We start from the raw sequence: 15,681 nt of genomic DNA, 5'->3' as shown, positions 1-15,681 counted from the left end.
TGCGGGAAGATTCAGGCGTTGCCCGAATGTTTGAGGCCTGATGCAGCCCCTCAGCCCCGCCTTCATTGACCAACTCCGTTTTAACGAAGCGGGGCTGATTCCAGCTGTGGCGCAGGACTGGCTGGACGGGGCTGTGCTGATGGTGGCCTGGATGAACCGGGAAGCGATCGAAGCGACCCTGCGCAGCGGTGAAGTGCATTACTGGAGCCGCTCACGCCAGGAGCTCTGGCACAAGGGTGCCACCAGCGGTCACATCCAGACGATGCGTGAGATCCGCTACGACTGTGATGCCGACGTGCTGTTGGTGACGATCGAGCAGACCGGGGATGTGGCCTGCCACACCGGTGCCCGCAGCTGTTTCTTCGAGAACAGTGACGAAAGAACTCCTGGTGGAACAGCAGCTCTGCTGCCGCCAACGGATGCCTGCACCGAACTGTTCCGAGTGATCGAGGGAAGACGTGACCAACCGGAGCAGGGCAGTTACACCAACAAGCTGCTGGCGGGGGGAGACAACAGCATCCTCAAGAAGATTGGCGAGGAAAGCGCTGAGTTCGTGATGGCCTGCAAAGACGACAATGCCGACGAGATCGCGGGTGAGGCCGCTGACATCGTCTTCCACATGCAGGTCGCCCTGGCCCATCACGGTGTCAGCTGGAGGAAAGTTCAGGAAGTACTGACAGCGCGACGGGGTGCCCCGCGCCGGCATTAAGGCAAGCAGGGGCTGTCGCTGCTGATCACCACTTCATCGCCGAGCTCCACCGTGTCCAAGAGCACCCCCATGGTGAGCTGACCGGTGTTGATGCAACCTCCAGTCACCGCCTTGCCGATCCTGGTCTCGTCGTTGGTGCCGTGAATGGCAAAGCTGTACCAGCGAAAGACGCCGTCGTAGGTGTTGAAGCGAAAGGGCTGCTCGGTTGCCGGAACAGGAGCCAGGCTGATGTAGCCGATGCCGTATTCACCGGTTTCCCCATCACCTTTGAAGTCGATGGAATTCATGTTGGTGAAGAGGGTCTCGCGCAGCTCCTCCTCCGTTTTTCCTGATTGCTCCACCAGTGAGGGGTCCATCTCGAAGCGGTCGTTGCTGAGGATGGCGTTGACCTGAAACGTTCCGAGCGGAGTGACACCCTCTTCAAAGGTGGTGCCTTCACAGCCAATGCCATGGCGCCCATGGCCGACGGTGAAACGCAAAGGGCCCTCAGCACGATCCAACACACCTTCACTGGCGATGGGATTGCTGCCATTCAGCTGGATCCGAATCGGTTCACGAATCTGTGGGTCCTGCAGAAACGAACTGGTGTCAGAACGGCAACCCACAAGGCTGACGAGCACGCCAGCCATCACCAAAGAACGGATCAGATCCATGCATTGACCTCGAATGCGAGCAGCATGCCGCGCCCGGATGTCGACGTCACTCAGGCAAAGCAGATTCGGACGGTTCAATCGGCTGTTGAATCGTTGAACCGAAGCGGGTCGTCTGCTGCATCACCCACGCAAGGGTGAGGCGATCCCGTTCCGATGGCACCAATACAGGGCTCTCCCCCTGATTTATCGCCAGGGCATCGGTAGGAACAGAACTGTGACCCCAGAGCCCGAAGGCGTGGCCAAGTTCGTGCAGAGCTGTGGCTTGCAGGGTTTCGGCCCGAAGCTCCGGGGAGACCATCACCTTCACCTGGGGCTCCAATCGCCGGCTGCCAAGACGCTGCACGTCAACGATCTGCAGCTGCGTTCGTCCGTTGCTTGCCCGCCATACCCCAGCGACCTGACGCCGCGCCGGACGCTCACGTCGAATCAGCACATTGGCCTGGTCTGGGCTGTCCACCCTCGTGATTGGAACCAGTGCCTTCCAGGTGGTCAACGCCGATGACACCGCCTTTAGCCAGCGTTGGTCCCAACGGTTGGCAGGGGTTGCGTGAGCAGGCTGAATCCAGACGCACCAGTGCTTCAGCACGGGCGGGCCCAGAGGTGTGGTGGCGAGGGAGGAGGCATACCCCGGACGCTGACCAGGAGCCTGGCGTTCCAAGGAAACCTTCAGCGTTCGAATCTGCTCTTGCGGAGGACAGAGGTCGGGTTGCATCAGGCGGCGGGGAGACCAACGCCGCGGGCCATGAGTGTCGCCATCAGAGGAATGCTGGCGAAGCCGACCAATTCAATGTTGATGATCCAGGCCAGACGTCCTGCGAGAGCTTCGCTCACTTTCGGCAGCTCGCCCTTGCGCAGTGGAATCGCCCAGAGGATGTAGGTGATCGTGGGATACAGCGACAGCCCCCCCACGGAGAGGTAAAGGCCAACCTTCCACCAGAACAAGGGGTTCTGGGTATAGAACTCGGCACCCTGGCCGAAGTGAATCACCCGCAGAATTCCACTCACCAGCAAAGCCAGGGCAGCGATGCCGTAGACGATGTCGGTGATCACCATCGCCGTTGCTTCCTGGCGATTCGGATCGGCTTTGATCAGCTTCCGCTCCAGCACGAGTGCGCCGAAACAGAGCATGAAGCTGAGGTAGTGAACGTAGGCAACGCCAGCGTTTTTGGCGATGTCGGATGTCAGAGCGACGGCCAGGGGCATTGGCGTATCAACAGAAGGTGCGGCGACCTTAGCCACCCAATTGAATTAACAATGAAAGATTCACTTCATCAACAGGAAGAAAGAGTGTAATAACGCAAAAAGTGTTAATTCGGGAGTCTTTATTATGACCGCCAGAAAAAAACACTTTGGTTCTAGGTTCAATTCAGCCGTATCGTCATGATGACGAGTTCTCTGAGTGCTTTTCTCGGCGAAATTGGTCGCCATCAGCTGCTCACCCCAGAGCAAGAACTGATGATGGGGAGGAAGGTTCAAGCGATGGTTGCCATCACCGAACGCTGTCATCTTGCTGGCGGGAGTGGCCCAGCATGTGAGTACAGCGATAAAGAAAAAGGAGTGATTCGCCGTGGAGAACGGGCCAAGAATCAGATGATCACCTCAAACCTTCGCCTGGTCGTCAATCTGGCGAAGCGCTATCAGGGCAAGGGCTTGGATCTTCTTGATCTCATTCAGGAGGGAACACTCGGGCTGACCCGTGCTGTGGAGAAATACGACCCCACCCGCGGCCATCGTTTTTCGACCTATGCCTATTGGTGGATCCGTCAGGGCCTGAACAGGGCGCTCTCCACCCAAAGCCGCACCATTCGCATTCCCGTGAATGTGAACGAAAAGCTCACCAAGCTGCGGGCGGCCAAGGCGCGCTTGATGCAGAGGAATGGCCTGAGCCCTACCGGGGAACAATTGGCGGAGTTCATGGAGATCCCCATCGCTGAAGTGGAAGACCTCTTGGCCTGTGAACTTCGCAGCGTCACCGTCAGCCTGCAGGGGGTTGTGAAATCGAAATCCGATCCCTCAGAGCTGGTGGACGTGCTGCCCAGCGAGGAGATGCCTCCGATGGAACGGGCCGAAATCGCTGAGCGCACAGCCTCGGTTTGGTCGTTGCTGGCCAAAGCCAATCTCACCCCGAAAGAGCACACCGTCGTGACCTTGCGCTTCGGGCTGGATGGCACCAACGAATGGCGCACCCTTGCAGAAGTGGCTCGCCACATGAACTGTTCACGGGAATATTGCCGTCAGGTGGTGCAGCGGGCCCTGCGCAAACTGCGCAAGACCGGAATTCAAAACGGACTCGTGGAATCCACACTCTGAACATCGGCTCACACAGCTAGCGCTTTGCAGCTGATGTGGTGAGAGTGAAGCAATCTGGCTCCCTCCGCATGACCAACCATGCAGCTCGAACCACCGTTGAAGCCGACGTGCTTGAACGGGAAGTCATCGACGAGAGCCTGCTGCGCCGGCTATTGCAGCGGGCTGGCAGGGGTCTTGCCGCCCCTGCCCTAGAAGCCCTGGAGTTGATGCTTGACCCAGAGACTCCCTCAGCAGCGCGACTGACGATGCTCGCAGCCCTGAGTTATCTGTTGATGCCAGCTGATCTCATTCCCGACCTGCTGCCTGTGGCAGGTTTCAGTGATGATTTGGTCGCGCTCTCAGCAATGGTGGGTCTTTGGAGCAATCACGTCACCCCGTCGATCCGGATGCGAGCTCGCCGCAAACTGGATCGATGGTTTCCCCTTGCGCACTGAATCGCTGAACTGAATCGCTGAACTGAGTTGCTGATTGATGTCTGGCTGGACCCCTGAATTTGAAGCAGATCTCACCCTGCTGCTGAAGGACTGGTTGAAACACCAGGGGCGCTCGCAGGCCGACCTGCGGCGAAACCTTCGCGCCGTGTCGACCCGAATGCCCGCACTGCTGGAGGTGCTGGAACGAGAACACAAGCTGCGCGGACTGTCCGGACTGGCTGATCGGCTCTGCAGCGTCGAAGCCGAATGGCATGGCCAGCCAGCAGCCGACAGCAACGGCGTCGCAGCAGCAGAGGAGGATCCTTTCGGTCAACTTGATCTGCTTTTGCAGGAAATTCGAGACGACTGCTCCGATTAAGGGACATCACGGGCAAAGTGGTGGCTCAGACATCGCTTCGATGACGCCTACACAACTCCTTAGTGCCACCTTCTGTTTGACCATGTCGGTGTGCGGCGCTTCGTCTGCCCTGGCCCAGACAGAAGGTTGGCTGAGGGGACCTGGCAGCGCAACAGACAAAGACAGCAAGATCGAGGCCACGAATTGCGTGACGGCAGAAGACGGCTCGATGACCTGTGACACCAAAGTCGTTAACCCGGCCAGCAACACCAAAGCACGGCCTTACTACAACCCCTTCAACGACTGAGACCCGTGAGCGGACCCACCCGATCGAAGAGAACATTTCTTGGTTTTGTTGATGCTGGTGAGCGCGAGGTCGCCCGACTTCTGACCCTGATCACTTCTGTTGTGATCGCTGCAGCGATCATCCAACTGATGATTTCTCTGGGCTCCAAACTGCTGACTGGATCAGCGGCGACGTGGTTAGGCGACGATCTCATCAAGATCCTCGGCGATCTGCTCACCGTTTTGATCGCCCTGGAGGTGCTGCAAAACATCACCAGTTACCTACGCCGCCATGTGGTGCAGATCGAACTGGTCCTGGTGACTGCTCTCACCGCAGTGGCCAGGAAAGTGATCGTGCTGCCTTCAGGTGCTGAAAATAAACCCCAACTTTTGGTTGGTCTAGGGATCGCTGTCGTCTCTCTCTCCGCCGCTTACTGGTTGGTCAAACGTGCCAATGCAACTCCCACCAAGACACGGCTTGGGCGTGGGTCTGCCAGCAAACTTGAGCACCAAGACTGACAACTGAGGGATGGATATGGGCCAAAGAGGAAGGCCGCCCTTCCCGCTGGAAAGACGGCCTATCTCGCTCGTTTGCGCATTGCAATCGACCTCATATTCAGTGTCTGATGCCTTGGGAAAACTCCTCCAGCAATGGAACTGAGACAGGAAAGGTCGAAGCGTCTGGCTCAAGGCACCCTGGGGCCATGGGGTCCAGGTGTGAAGCAACTCTCCTGCGGGGCACCTCCGAACGATGCAGAGGAGAGTCGACTGGCTTGACGCTCTTCATTGTCGCGCCAGACGAATTGCTTACGAATGGGTGGAAACTGTTGGAGCAGGGGCCAGAAAGTCAGTCTGCTTCTGCGATTTGCTCAGGTGGAGTGTCGGCCGTCATGGGCACCTCCGATCTCGATACACACACTCTCGTCAGCGATGACGGCAACGGCAATCAGCTGTCGTGCTCATTGCCTTTTGGGGCCGGAACACCCCATCCTTGGAATGGCGTGCCTGAACAGACTTAAGGGGCATCCCAGTGCAGGGCCAGCCAGAGCGTTCCAGGATCAGGGTCCGTGCGCTCGACCCGGTGGCGTTGATGGGGCGGAAGTGAAAGATGATCTCCAGGGCTGAGATCCACAATCCGATCGGGGTTCTCCAGCGCAACACAGGCGCTACCCCGCAGGACAAGCACCCATTCGTGTTCGGACTGATCCATCCATTCGTCGCTGGGGGATCGGTAGTCATTCGATGCGATCAGCATCAATCTCCAAGTCTCGGCCGACGCCAGCACCCGCATTGATTCCTCCCCGGGAGGTGGGCAAGGGGTCGCCAGCAGATTGGCGTCCCCCCCCTGCCCATGGTCACGCTCTCCCCAGCGCCGACCAATGTCGAATCCCCAGGATTGGGCCAGCTGCACAACCTGATTGTGGTCAGCACAGTCCGCCAGCTTTTGACGACTGCTGGAGTCGTGCTGCACACGCTCCGCAAGGGACTGAAGTTGGGAGATCTTGCTGAGGAAACGGATCAGATCCTGTTCCGCCATGGGGGGACCACACAGCTTCAATAGTGATCCTGACAACAGACCAATTCAGGGATGGGCGCAAAAGTCAGAAGATCCTGACGTTCTATTTCATGCCTTCTGCAACCAAGGCTCTCACCATCTGCGATCTGGAAGCAGGCTTCTCCAACTACTGCTTGGCCCTTAGACGCCTTGTCGCGGATGGACGCGACCTAGACGCCATTCGCCGGACTGTCTGCTGGGATTACCTGCAAAGACTGCACAGCTCCCTTCCTCAGGATTACCGCTCTCCAGACGAACTGATTCAGCGGTACCAAAGGGAGGCATCACCTGCTCAAGCAGACTGATCGAAGCCACAACATCCCTGTGCTGAGCCATGTCCTGCGCTACTGCATTGGTGCATGTTTGCTACTGCTGCTGAGCCTCGGAACAGCTGAAGCCACTGCCGCTGCCGTTCCAGATGCCCAGCAAGGAGCGGTGTTGTTCGAACAGCACTGCGCGGGATGCCACATCAACGGCGGCAACATCATTCGCCGTGGAAAAAACCTGAAGCTGAAGACCCTCGAGCGTGATGACATCGCAACGGTGGACGCCATCGCAGCCATCGCCCGTGAAGGGCGAGGCCAGATGAGCGGATACGCAGACGTTCTCGGGACGGATGGTGATCAGCTTGTGGCGGAATGGATCCTGATGCAGGCTCAGAACGCCTGGACCCAGGGATAAACCTCGAGAGCCGTCCAGATTCCCTGCTTCCAATAAATGTCGTCCTCAACGAGCTTGCGCACGACGGAGATGTCGTCTGCCTCGAAGATTCCGAAAACGTGGGTGCTTCCTTCAGTGGGCCCAAGAGTGACAAGCGTCCCCTGCTCTTTAAGACCCTGAAGGCGAGCGAGGTGTTCATCTCGATAGGGAGCACGCTTCAAAAGAGCATCCGTGCAGTAAGTGCCCCACAAGACGAAACGTGCCATAGCAAAAGATGAAATACCGAAGAACTTTTCAGTAGAAAGGATGGCATAACGGATTGAGAAAACGCTATGTTGTGAAGGTTGATTTCTCACGAAAGCGATGCTCACTGGGAGCGACCTTCTCAATAAAGTCAAAGACCTGGGTGATGTCAGCAAGTCTGATCTGGTTCGTGTCTGTGGCTATGTTTCCCACAAAAAGGATGGCAGCGAACGTCTGAATTTCACCGCTTTCTATGAAGCCCTCTTGGATGCCAAAGGCGTCAGTCTTGGTAGCGGCGGTGTTGGCGGTGTCGGCAAAGGTGGCCGCAAGCTCAGCTATGTGGCCACAGTGCAAGGCAACGGCAACTTGCTGATCGGCAAGGCGTATACGGCTCTTCTTGACCTCACGCCTGGAGATGAATTTGAAATCAAACTAGGCCGCAAGCAAATTCGTTTGACGCCTGTTGGTGGGAGTGATGAAGACGAAGAGTGATGCAGCCACAGGTGCTGAGAGCACAAGTGTTCTCTCTCTGGTCGAGACCTTTTCAACCCCGACCATCGTCGGGGTTTTTTCATGCCATCAGCGTGATGGAGGCCACTAAGGCTGATCAGCAGCGACGCGCAATTCAGCGCAAAAACGACCAGCCTCCTGAGCGATTTCGCCAGGAGATGCTGCAGCCATCCTTTTCACAAGCGCACTTCCCACAATCGCTCCATCGGCACCCCAGCCACGAACCTGGCGCACCTGCTCAGAGCCTGAAATTCCAAAACCAACGGCGACAGGAACGGGTGAGGTTTGTTTCAGCTGCTGGACCAACCCTTCAACTCTGCTTTCCATTTGGGCCCGCTCACCGGTGACACCGGTGACACTCACCAGATAAGTGAAACCTCGGCTGCATGTCGCAATCCGACCCATTCGATCTTTGGGTGTGGTGGGTGCAACAAGAAGCACGAGATCCAATCCGTATCGCTCTGCAATTGTCGACAACCGCTCCGCCTCTTCGAGAGGTAAATCAGGCACCACAAGCCCGGCCGCACCGGCCTCCGCTGCGGACTGGCAGAACGCCTCCATTCCCACATTCAGCAGCGGATTGGAGTAAGTAAACAGAATGACGGGAATCTGCAATTTCCCTTTCAAGGACCGCAGCATGTTCAGAACCGCCTTGGGCGTGGTTCCAGCGGCAAGGGCCCGAGAAGCGGCGGCCTGAATGACCGGTCCATCAGCGAGAGGGTCGCTGTAGGGCATCCCCAGTTCCACCATGTCGGCCCCGGCACTTTGCAGGCTGAGGAGCACTTCAGCGGTCACAGAGAGATCAGGGTCGCCAGCCATCAGGAACGGCATCAGAGCGAGGCGACCGTCCTGCTTCAGCTGCTCAAAGCGCTGGGCGATGGAAGAGGACTGCTGATTGGGCATCTCGGTCAACCGACCAGGAACAAACCTCGAAAGCCTATGAGTCGGCGGGGGCGTCACCGTCCGAAGCAACCGAGGCATCCGCTCCGATCTTGCGCAACAGCGCCTGCTGCTCCTCCTCTGGGAGAGCATCAAAACGAGCCTGAAGCGCGTCAGCCTCCTGCTTGTCGTACACCTCGCGGTAGCGACGCCGCTGATTCATGTAGGTCATTTGGCCGGTCACAACCCGAAACAGGTAGGAACTCGTCCAGACCACAACGATCACCACCAACAATGTCTGGGCAGCAATCCCTGCCGAGAAACCTTCAAAGCCCGCAGCTTGAAAGCCCACTTGCCCAACCCCTCCCAGCAGGAGGACGGCGAGTCCAATCAGAAGAACCTTTCCACGCGTCAATTCAGACGTCTCCCTGCCCGCTGAGACGGAAATTGAGGAACGGAGCGAACAGAATCATCCCCGGGAAAAAGAAGAAGACCATCCCATATATCCCCAGGCGCTCCAGCTTGCCCATCCGATGCCAGCGCTGGTTCATCCAGGCGAAAAGGGCTAACGGAATGACCACGAGGTACAGACCGCCCAGCACGACGTAGGCCAAAAGAACCAACAGTGTGTCCTGTGGGACTTGATGGAGCAGGGACGAGAGGTCCAAGGCCTAAGGACAGCTGAGGGAAATCTAAGATGTCCGGGCGGGGGCATGGCGGAATCGGTAGACGCACGCGACTTAAAATCGCTTGGGCCGAAAGGCCTGTGGGGGTTCAAGTCCCCCTGCCCCCACCACCCGCTTTTAAGACGGCAGTAACTCGGCGAGCTTGGTGCGGAAATCTCCCTTGGGCATACCGCCCTTGAGTTCCCCTTTGATCGAGAAATCGCCATCGGGATCGGTCACCAACAGGTAGGTCGGCCAACCCATCCCTTCCTTGTTGGGGTACTGCTTGAGCAGGATCTTGCGGTATTTGCGGTACATCTCGGTGTCCTGCAGCATCACGGAAATGAAGCTGCAGCCGAGTTCCTCCGCCACCTTTCCGTCGTAATGACTCATGCGGTGACAGGTTCCGCAGTCTTCAGAGCTGAACTTGATCAGGTGCATCGGCGACGGCCCAGGAGAGGATCTCTCCAGCATGGAAAGGAACCAGTCCATTCACAAGTTCCGGCACAAGATGATCACGCCGTTGCAACGTGATGCGGCTGCTGTTGGCTGGCAGGTTGTAGAAAGCTGGCCCGTTCAGGCTGGCGAATGCTTCTAAATGGGCAAGGGCACCCTCTTCATTGAAGACTTGGGCGTAGCTCTCCAAAGCGAAGGGCGCATTGAAAATGCCGGCGCAACCGCAGGAACTCTCTTTTGAGGCCCGCTCGTGAGGTGCCGTATCAGTGCCAAGAAAGAAGCGGGGGTCACCGCTGGTCGCAGCCCGGCGTAGGGCCTGACGGTGACATTCCCGCTTGGCGACGGGAAGGCAGTAGAAATCACTGCGCAACCCTCCTGCAAACATCGCGTTGCGGTTGATATGCAGATGGTGGGGGGTGATCGTCGCCGCGAGATGGTGATCCGCGGAGCTGACGTACTGCACAGCCTGCTCGGTGGTGATGTGCTCGAACACAACCTTCAGCTCGGGATGACGAACCCTCAGGGGTGCCAAATGGCGTTCAATGAAGACCGCCTCACGGTCGAAAATATCGATATCGGCATCCGTGACCTCTCCATGGATCAGCAACGGCATGCCGATCCGGGCCATCGTCTCCAGCACTGGATCGATCTGCAGCAGATCCGTCACTCCAGCGGCTGAATTGGTGGTGGCGTTGGCGGGATAAAGCTTGGCCGCGGCAAACACTCCCTCTCTAAAGCCAGTCTCGAGCTCGGAGGGATCGATCGAGTCGGTGAGGTAGGCCGTCATCAACGGCGTGAACTCCAGATCAGCGGGACACGCGGCCTGAATACGCGCGCGGTATGCCCGCGCCGAAGCAACGGTGGTCACCGGAGGGCGCAGATTGGGCATCACGATCGCCCGACGAAAACGACGGGCTGTATGGGCCACAACATGCGTGAGCATCTCGCCGTCACGGAGATGCACATGCCAATCATCCGGAGCGATGATCGAAATCTGATCAGTCATTCAGCGCCAAACCATTGACGGCAAGACGCAAGGCCACGAGGCGATCGGCGCTGATGTGGCTCTTGGGAACACGATCAAGCAGCTTGAGCCTCTGAAGCCGATTTTCTGTACTTCCCGTTGCAACGACCAGGTAAACCCTGCGCCCTTCTTCAATCGCTTCCTTGACCGCATTCTCGAGAGCGATCGCAGCGGTGACCCCGAGGTGGGATACCTCTGAGAGGTCGAAGACGACCGCCTGACAATTGCCGATGGCGTTGTGCTCGCGAGCGATCGCTTTAGCCACACCGAAGATCATTGGGCCGGCGAGCTGAAACAACAGGACCTTGCCGGAGGCCTGATCCAGCAACACCTGCTCCTCTTCAGTCAGCTCCACATCGTCATCTGCTGTGCTGATCGTTTTCACTTTTCTGGACTGCAAAGCGCTCATCCGATCGATGGTGAGGACGTTGGCCACGAAGACGCCAATCCCGACCGCAGTAATCAGATCCACCAACACCGTGAGCGCAATGACGCCGTAGGTGATCACCGCAGCTTTAACCGAAAGGTGATGGGCCCGTTGAAGGAAATCCCAGTCGATGATGTCGATACCCACCTTCAGGGCGATCCCCGCCAGAACAGCAAGGGGGATCGTGGAGGCGAGGGGAGCGGCGGCCAGAACAACCACCACCAAAATCCCCGCTCGGACAATTCCAGAGAGGGCCGAACGTCCGCCAGCCTGAATGTTGACCACGGTGCCCATGGTGGCTCCCGCCCCAGGGAGACCTCCGAAGACACCCGAGGCGATGTTCGCCAGTCCCTGGCCCACCAGTTCCTTGTTCGAGTTGTGCTCGGTGCGGGTGAGGCTGTCGGCCACCACGGAGGTGAGCAGCGCATCGATGCACCCGAGCATGCCCAACACAGCCGCATCAACGAACATCAAGCGCAGCTGCCCTCCAGAGAAGGTGGGCACATGCAGGCTGGGGAGCTCGGCATTGAAGGGCGGAATGGTCTTGAGGCCAGCGTCTTGAAACAAGGTCATCGACAGAACCGTTCCCAAGACCAGAGCCAGGAGCTGCGGCGGACAGAAACGCTTGACGTTCGCTGGGGTGAACCAGAGGATCGCGACGGTGATCAAGGCCAGAGCCAGCTCCATCGGCTGCACGCCAGCGATCAACCCGGGCAAATTGGACAAGGTCCCCATGACACCGCCCGATGCGGTCTGACCGAGGAAGGCCGGCAGCTGGAGAATTACCAGGATGGCTCCGATCCCCGACATGAAGCCGGAGATCACCGTGTAGGGCATCTGGGTGACATATCGACCCAGACGGAACACGCCGAAGAGGATCTGAAACAGGCCCGCCAGGATGACCACCGTGAAGGCCATGGCCATGGCGGTTTCCTTGTCCGGAGCCGTGGCGGTGAAGCTCAGGATTACAGAGGTAAACACCACGGTCATCGGACCAGTGGGTTCAGAGATCAAGGTGGGTGTGCCACCGAAGACGGCGGCCACCAAGCCGATGATCACGGCTCCCCAAAGTCCCGGTGCTGGGTCGCCCGTTGCGGCGACCCCGAAGGCCAGGGCCATCGGAAGGGCAATCACCGCGGCGGTGACGCCACCGAAGGCGTCACCGCGCAGATTGCTTGTGGAAATCCGATTCAACAAAAGTTCTGGCACTGAACCGCAGCGCCTGACATTAAGTGGAGTCACGACAAAGCAGAATCCCCACACACAACTGATCCCTCCCCATGCCTGAATTTGTACAGGCCACAATCCAAGTGCTCCTGGGGATCGGGCTGCTGTTCGGTGGCGGAGAGCTGTTCGTTCAGGGGGCCGTCGCCATGGCGGTGATCTTCGGCATTCCCCAGCTCGTGATCGGCCTCACAGTGGTTTCACTGGGCACCAGCGCGCCAGAACTGTTCGTCAGCCTCAGTTCAGTGCTGCAGGGGGCTGACGCCCTCGCCGTTAGCAATGTGGTGGGCAGCAACATCTTCAACGTGATGGTGGTGCTGGGCAGCAGCGCCCTTGTTCTGCCGTTGCGTGTCGAAAGCCGACTGGTGCGGCGGGACGTCCCCCTGATGATTGCGATCTCAGCGGCGGTTTGGGGCATGGCCTCCGCAGGACGGGTCACCTGGCAAGCGGGCCTGGCGTTGCTGTTGGGACTCTTGATCAACACCATCTGGGAGATCCGCACCGCCCGTGAACAACCGGACGACAGCGGTAGCGCTGAACCCGACATCGAAGAGGACGCGGCGAGCGGCGGTTGGACCCTGGCCGTCCTGCGCCTGATCGGAGGCATTGGCATCCTCACCATCGGATCAAGGGTGCTGGTGAGCGGAGCCACGTCAGCCGCCACCTACCTGGGAGTCAGTGAGGCGGTGATCGGTCTGACGATCGTTTCAGCCGGAACCTCGATGCCGGAATTGATCACCTCCCTCGTTGCCGCCCTGCGGGGGCGCACCGATCTAGCGATCGGCAATGTGGTGGGCAGCTGCTTGCTGAACCTGCTGCTGGTGCTTGGAGGAGGAGCCTTGGCCGCCGCTGGCCGTGGGCTGGAGGTCAGCCCCGAATTAATTCAGGAAGACCTGCCAGTGATGCTGCTAACGAGCCTGGCCTGCATGCCGATCTTCTGGACGCGCGGACGGATCAGCCGACTGGAAGGGGGGCTTTTGCTGGGTTTGTACATTCTCTACATCGTTGACAACGTTCTACCGAGAACAACTCTGGCCAGTTGGTCGGATGAATTTCGGCTGTTGATGCTCTGTCTTGTACTGCCGGTTGTGATGATCGTGATCATGACCCAGGCCTTGGTGTTCTGGAGAACGAGGACCTAGCGGCATCCGAGCGCTCCCCGTGATGAGACGGATGGAGTTGTATTTCCTCATCCAGGGATGACCGCCTGATTAGCCGTGTTCATCCTTGAGGCAGATGATGCTCGGCTTGCCGATGCTTGAGCTGCTTCCCCCGCTCAACGACAAGAATCTTCCCTGGATCGACGTCATCCATCCCATCGTTGTTCACTTCGTGATCGCGATGGCATTGATCACGGTCGTGTTCGACGTCATTGGTGTGATCAGCGGCAAGAAGAACCTGTTTGAGGTGAGCTTCTGGAACCTGATCGTCGCCACTGTTGCGATCTTCGTGGCCATCATCTTCGGCCAGGTGGAAGCCGGTCTCGCCAATCCCTATGGCGCGTCACGGGACATCCTCAACATCCACAGCACCATCGGCTGGTCCCTCGCGGGTGTGCTCGCCCTGCTTACAAGCTGGCGCTACGTCGCCCGGCAAAAAGACCCAGCGATCTTGCCCAGGGGCTTTCTCATCTTTGACGTCGTGCTGGCGGGTCTCGTGATCACGCAGGTGTACCTCGGAGACAAGCTGGTCTGGGTTTACGGGCTGCATACGGTCCCCGTGGTTGAAGCCATCCGTCAGGGAGTGGTCTCGTGACGCTCTTCGCCGCGATCGCATCGCCGATCAACGACATTGCCGACTCCCTCGGCGCCAACAACCTTCCCTACGCGATTCCGCTGCACCCCAACCTGGTGCATCTGACCATCGGGTTGTTTGCGATCGCCATCGCCTTCGACTTCGCCGGTGCGTTCTACCCGTTGGAAAAACGGGTGTTCCGCTTTCTGGCTCTACCAGTCACCCGCAGCGGCTTCCACGACGTGGGCTGGTACAACCTCGTGGCCTGCAGCGGCATCAGCTTCTTCACCGTGGCAGCAGGGTTCTACGAAATGCTGTTGGCGGTTCCATTACCGGGCATTCGCAGCATCCTCGGCCAGACCGCCATCGACACGATGCTCTGGCATGCCATCGGTGGCGTCGCGATTCTGCTGGTGATCGTGGCCATGACCATCTGGCGGGGTTACCAACGTTTTGTTTGGCGCAAGGACTTGGGCCGTCAGGTGACCTGGCTGTATCTGCTTTGCGGCACCGCCATGCTGCTGGTCATGGGCCTGCACGGAAGCCTTGGCGCCTGGTTGGCCAGTGACTTCGGGGTGCACATCACCGCAGACCAGTTACTGGCCTCCGGTGCCGATCTGCAGGAGGCATTGCCATGACCACCACCGCCCCCAAAAACGGCCCGAACATCGGCGCCATCGTGATCATCAGCATCGCTGTTGCGATCAATCTTGTGATCGCCAAACTGATGGCGACATGGTCCTACAGCTGGTTCCCACCGCAGGCCTCCAGCGCAGCGTCCTACGTCGACGATCTATTCGCCCTGGAGACCGGCATCGGCTCCTTCATTTTCTTTGGCTGCACCGGTGTCATGGGCTGGGTTCTGTTGTTCAACAGAGCCGGCAAATACGACGAGAGCGACGGGGCGCCGATTGAGGGCAACACCAAACTCGAGATCATCTGGACGATCATTCCGCTGGTGACGGTCTTCGTGATCGCCACCTACACGATGAACGTGAACATGAAGCTTCAGACCCTTGGTCCGAAGCAGAAGTACGCCATCGGCACCGATCCCACCGCCCTCATTGCAGTCGATCCCACCGCGGACATCGGACCAATCGATGTGATTGCCCGCCAGTGGAGCTGGGAGTTCGTCTACCCCAGCGGCGTGCGCAGTTCGGAACTGCACATCCCAGTGGATCAACGGGTGAATCTCCGGCTGATCTCAGAAGACGTGCTGCACAGTTTCTTTGTGCCGGCCTTTCGACTGAAGCAAGACATCATCCCCGGCAGCATCATTTCCTACAGCCTCACGCCTACCAAGGAGGGGAGGTTCCGGTTGAGGGACGCCATGTTCAGCGGCGCCTACTTCTCCCAAAACCAGACAGACGTCATCGTCGAATCCGAGCAGGCCTACGAAGGCTGGCTGAAAGCCACAGCCCAAAAGCCACTACAGCCCGGCCTCGATCCAGGGCGACCGCTGTACGACCGACGTCTCAGTCGAGGAGACAAGGGCTGGGCAACGGTTCCCCCCGCTCCCGCCCCGATGGTGAACGACCCCGGCGATCCCTCCATCCCCCACGACGCCTGAGACGCG

General features: G+C 58.7%; 24 protein-coding genes and 1 tRNA gene. 14 read left to right on the top strand and 11 right to left on the bottom strand.

Annotated elements, in window-relative coordinates; all coding sequences use genetic code 11:
- Positions 1-40 precede the first annotated feature (40 nt).
- Complete coding sequence (gene hisIE, locus NCN06_RS08105) at positions 41-709, top strand: bifunctional phosphoribosyl-AMP cyclohydrolase/phosphoribosyl-ATP diphosphatase HisIE (protein ID WP_226398438.1); 669 nt, start codon at positions 41-43, stop codon at positions 707-709.
- On the opposite strand, the gene NCN06_RS08100 is transcribed toward hisIE, so the two are convergent.
- The 3 genes from NCN06_RS08100 to NCN06_RS08090 are packed head-to-tail and all read right to left on the bottom strand — an operon-like array spanning position 706 to position 2,565.
- Complete coding sequence (locus tag NCN06_RS08100; protein ID WP_226398437.1) at positions 706-1,362, bottom strand: L,D-transpeptidase; 657 nt, start codon at positions 1,360-1,362, stop codon at positions 706-708. The genes hisIE and NCN06_RS08100 overlap by 4 nt on opposite strands.
- Before the next feature lie 46 nt (positions 1,363-1,408).
- Positions 1,409-2,074, bottom strand: coding sequence for a zinc metalloprotease (locus NCN06_RS08095; protein ID WP_226398436.1), 666 nt, complete (start codon positions 2,072-2,074; stop codon positions 1,409-1,411).
- Positions 2,074-2,565: a DUF2214 family protein gene (locus NCN06_RS08090; RefSeq protein ID WP_115093628.1), complete on the bottom strand. Its 492-nt coding sequence runs from the start codon at positions 2,563-2,565 to the stop codon at positions 2,074-2,076. Before NCN06_RS08090 ends, NCN06_RS08095 begins: the two co-directional genes overlap by 1 nt.
- Before the next feature lie 180 nt (positions 2,566-2,745).
- Between NCN06_RS08090 and NCN06_RS08085 the strand changes: the two genes are divergently transcribed.
- From NCN06_RS08085 to NCN06_RS08065, 5 genes are all read left to right on the top strand, one after another.
- Positions 2,746-3,672: a sigma-70 family RNA polymerase sigma factor gene (locus NCN06_RS08085; protein ID WP_226398435.1), complete on the top strand. Its 927-nt coding sequence runs from the start codon at positions 2,746-2,748 to the stop codon at positions 3,670-3,672.
- A 68-nt stretch (positions 3,673-3,740) separates the two neighbouring features.
- On the top strand, positions 3,741-4,106 hold the full coding sequence (locus NCN06_RS08080; RefSeq protein ID WP_115023545.1) for a YkvA family protein: 366 nt from the start codon (positions 3,741-3,743) through the stop codon (positions 4,104-4,106).
- A 37-nt stretch (positions 4,107-4,143) separates the two neighbouring features.
- Positions 4,144-4,464, top strand: a complete 321-nt coding sequence (locus tag NCN06_RS08075) for a hypothetical protein (RefSeq protein WP_250398845.1) — start codon at positions 4,144-4,146, stop codon at positions 4,462-4,464.
- 40 nt (positions 4,465-4,504) lie between these two features.
- Complete coding sequence (locus tag NCN06_RS08070; RefSeq protein ID WP_226398433.1) at positions 4,505-4,750, top strand: hypothetical protein; 246 nt, start codon at positions 4,505-4,507, stop codon at positions 4,748-4,750.
- 5 nt (positions 4,751-4,755) lie between these two features.
- Positions 4,756-5,247, top strand: coding sequence for a phosphate-starvation-inducible PsiE family protein (locus NCN06_RS08065; protein ID WP_115023551.1), 492 nt, complete (start codon positions 4,756-4,758; stop codon positions 5,245-5,247).
- Positions 5,248-5,743: 496 nt separating this feature from the next.
- On the opposite strand, the gene NCN06_RS08060 is transcribed toward NCN06_RS08065, so the two are convergent.
- A complete protein-coding gene (locus NCN06_RS08060) occupies positions 5,744-6,265 on the bottom strand; it encodes a Nif11 domain/cupin domain-containing protein (protein ID WP_250398844.1) in 522 nt (173 codons plus the stop codon).
- Positions 6,266-6,354: 89 nt separating this feature from the next.
- On the opposite strand from NCN06_RS08060, the gene NCN06_RS08055 reads away from it, so the two are divergent.
- Positions 6,355-6,588 carry a DUF3136 domain-containing protein gene (locus NCN06_RS08055; protein WP_250398843.1) on the top strand — a complete coding sequence of 78 codons (234 nt, stop codon included), beginning with the start codon at positions 6,355-6,357 and terminating at the stop codon, positions 6,586-6,588.
- A 19-nt stretch (positions 6,589-6,607) separates the two neighbouring features.
- Entirely contained in the window at positions 6,608-6,964 is a 357-nt protein-coding gene (locus tag NCN06_RS08050) for a c-type cytochrome (protein WP_502988831.1), read from the top strand.
- On the opposite strand, the gene NCN06_RS08045 is transcribed toward NCN06_RS08050, so the two are convergent.
- Positions 6,940-7,209 carry a YciI family protein gene (locus NCN06_RS08045; RefSeq protein ID WP_226398430.1) on the bottom strand — a complete coding sequence of 90 codons (270 nt, stop codon included), beginning with the start codon at positions 7,207-7,209 and terminating at the stop codon, positions 6,940-6,942. The genes NCN06_RS08050 and NCN06_RS08045 overlap by 25 nt on opposite strands.
- Positions 7,210-7,306: 97 nt before the next feature.
- On the opposite strand from NCN06_RS08045, the gene NCN06_RS08040 reads away from it, so the two are divergent.
- Positions 7,307-7,678 carry an AbrB family transcriptional regulator gene (locus tag NCN06_RS08040; RefSeq protein WP_226398429.1) on the top strand — a complete coding sequence of 124 codons (372 nt, stop codon included), beginning with the start codon at positions 7,307-7,309 and terminating at the stop codon, positions 7,676-7,678.
- A 105-nt stretch (positions 7,679-7,783) separates the two neighbouring features.
- Here the strand turns inward: NCN06_RS08040 and trpA are convergent, their stop codons facing one another.
- From trpA to NCN06_RS08025, 3 genes are read right to left on the bottom strand one after another with little or no spacing between them, the layout of a single operon-like run.
- A complete protein-coding gene (gene trpA / locus NCN06_RS08035; RefSeq protein ID WP_226398428.1) occupies positions 7,784-8,599 on the bottom strand; it encodes a tryptophan synthase subunit alpha in 816 nt (271 codons plus the stop codon).
- 34 nt (positions 8,600-8,633) lie between these two features.
- Positions 8,634-8,990 (bottom strand): DUF3007 family protein, encoded by a 357-nt coding sequence (locus NCN06_RS08030; protein WP_115023559.1) that lies wholly within the window; start codon positions 8,988-8,990, stop codon positions 8,634-8,636.
- Position 8,991: 1 nt separating this feature from the next.
- Entirely contained in the window at positions 8,992-9,243 is a 252-nt protein-coding gene (locus tag NCN06_RS08025; RefSeq protein ID WP_226398427.1) for an NAD(P)H-quinone oxidoreductase subunit L, read from the bottom strand.
- A 39-nt stretch (positions 9,244-9,282) separates the two neighbouring features.
- Here NCN06_RS08025 and NCN06_RS08020 point away from each other — a divergent pair.
- Positions 9,283-9,371, top strand: a tRNA-Leu gene (locus NCN06_RS08020).
- Positions 9,372-9,378: 7 nt separating this feature from the next.
- On the opposite strand, the gene NCN06_RS08015 is transcribed toward NCN06_RS08020, so the two are convergent.
- The 3 genes from NCN06_RS08015 to NCN06_RS08005 are packed head-to-tail and all read right to left on the bottom strand — an operon-like array spanning position 9,379 to position 12,344.
- A complete protein-coding gene (locus NCN06_RS08015) occupies positions 9,379-9,681 on the bottom strand; it encodes a thioredoxin family protein (RefSeq protein ID WP_226398426.1) in 303 nt (100 codons plus the stop codon).
- A complete protein-coding gene (gene pyrC / locus NCN06_RS08010; RefSeq protein WP_226398425.1) occupies positions 9,656-10,702 on the bottom strand; it encodes a dihydroorotase in 1,047 nt (348 codons plus the stop codon). The genes NCN06_RS08015 and pyrC overlap by 26 nt, the downstream gene beginning before the upstream one ends.
- Positions 10,695-12,344: a SulP family inorganic anion transporter gene (locus tag NCN06_RS08005; protein WP_250398856.1), complete on the bottom strand. Its 1,650-nt coding sequence runs from the start codon at positions 12,342-12,344 to the stop codon at positions 10,695-10,697. Before NCN06_RS08005 ends, pyrC begins: the two co-directional genes overlap by 8 nt.
- Positions 12,345-12,427: 83 nt before the next feature.
- Here NCN06_RS08005 and NCN06_RS08000 point away from each other — a divergent pair, with 83 nt between their 5' ends.
- From NCN06_RS08000 to NCN06_RS07985, 4 genes are all read left to right on the top strand, one after another.
- On the top strand, positions 12,428-13,513 hold the full coding sequence (locus NCN06_RS08000; RefSeq protein ID WP_250398842.1) for a calcium/sodium antiporter: 1,086 nt from the start codon (positions 12,428-12,430) through the stop codon (positions 13,511-13,513).
- 112 nt (positions 13,514-13,625) lie between these two features.
- Entirely contained in the window at positions 13,626-14,126 is a 501-nt protein-coding gene (locus tag NCN06_RS07995; RefSeq protein WP_115024278.1) for a DUF2231 domain-containing protein, read from the top strand.
- Entirely contained in the window at positions 14,123-14,743 is a 621-nt protein-coding gene (locus tag NCN06_RS07990) for a DUF2231 domain-containing protein (protein ID WP_166016724.1), read from the top strand. Before NCN06_RS07995 ends, NCN06_RS07990 begins: the two co-directional genes overlap by 4 nt.
- A complete protein-coding gene (locus NCN06_RS07985; RefSeq protein ID WP_250398841.1) occupies positions 14,740-15,675 on the top strand; it encodes a cytochrome c oxidase subunit II in 936 nt (311 codons plus the stop codon). Before NCN06_RS07990 ends, NCN06_RS07985 begins: the two co-directional genes overlap by 4 nt.
- The last annotated feature ends 6 nt before the right edge of the window (positions 15,676-15,681 follow it).

Origin of the sequence: Synechococcus sp. MU1648 (genome assembly GCF_023630615.1) — a bacterium.
GTDB lineage: Bacteria > Cyanobacteriota > Cyanobacteriia > PCC-6307 > Cyanobiaceae > Parasynechococcus.
This window is presented reverse-complemented; position numbering and strand designations above follow the sequence as displayed.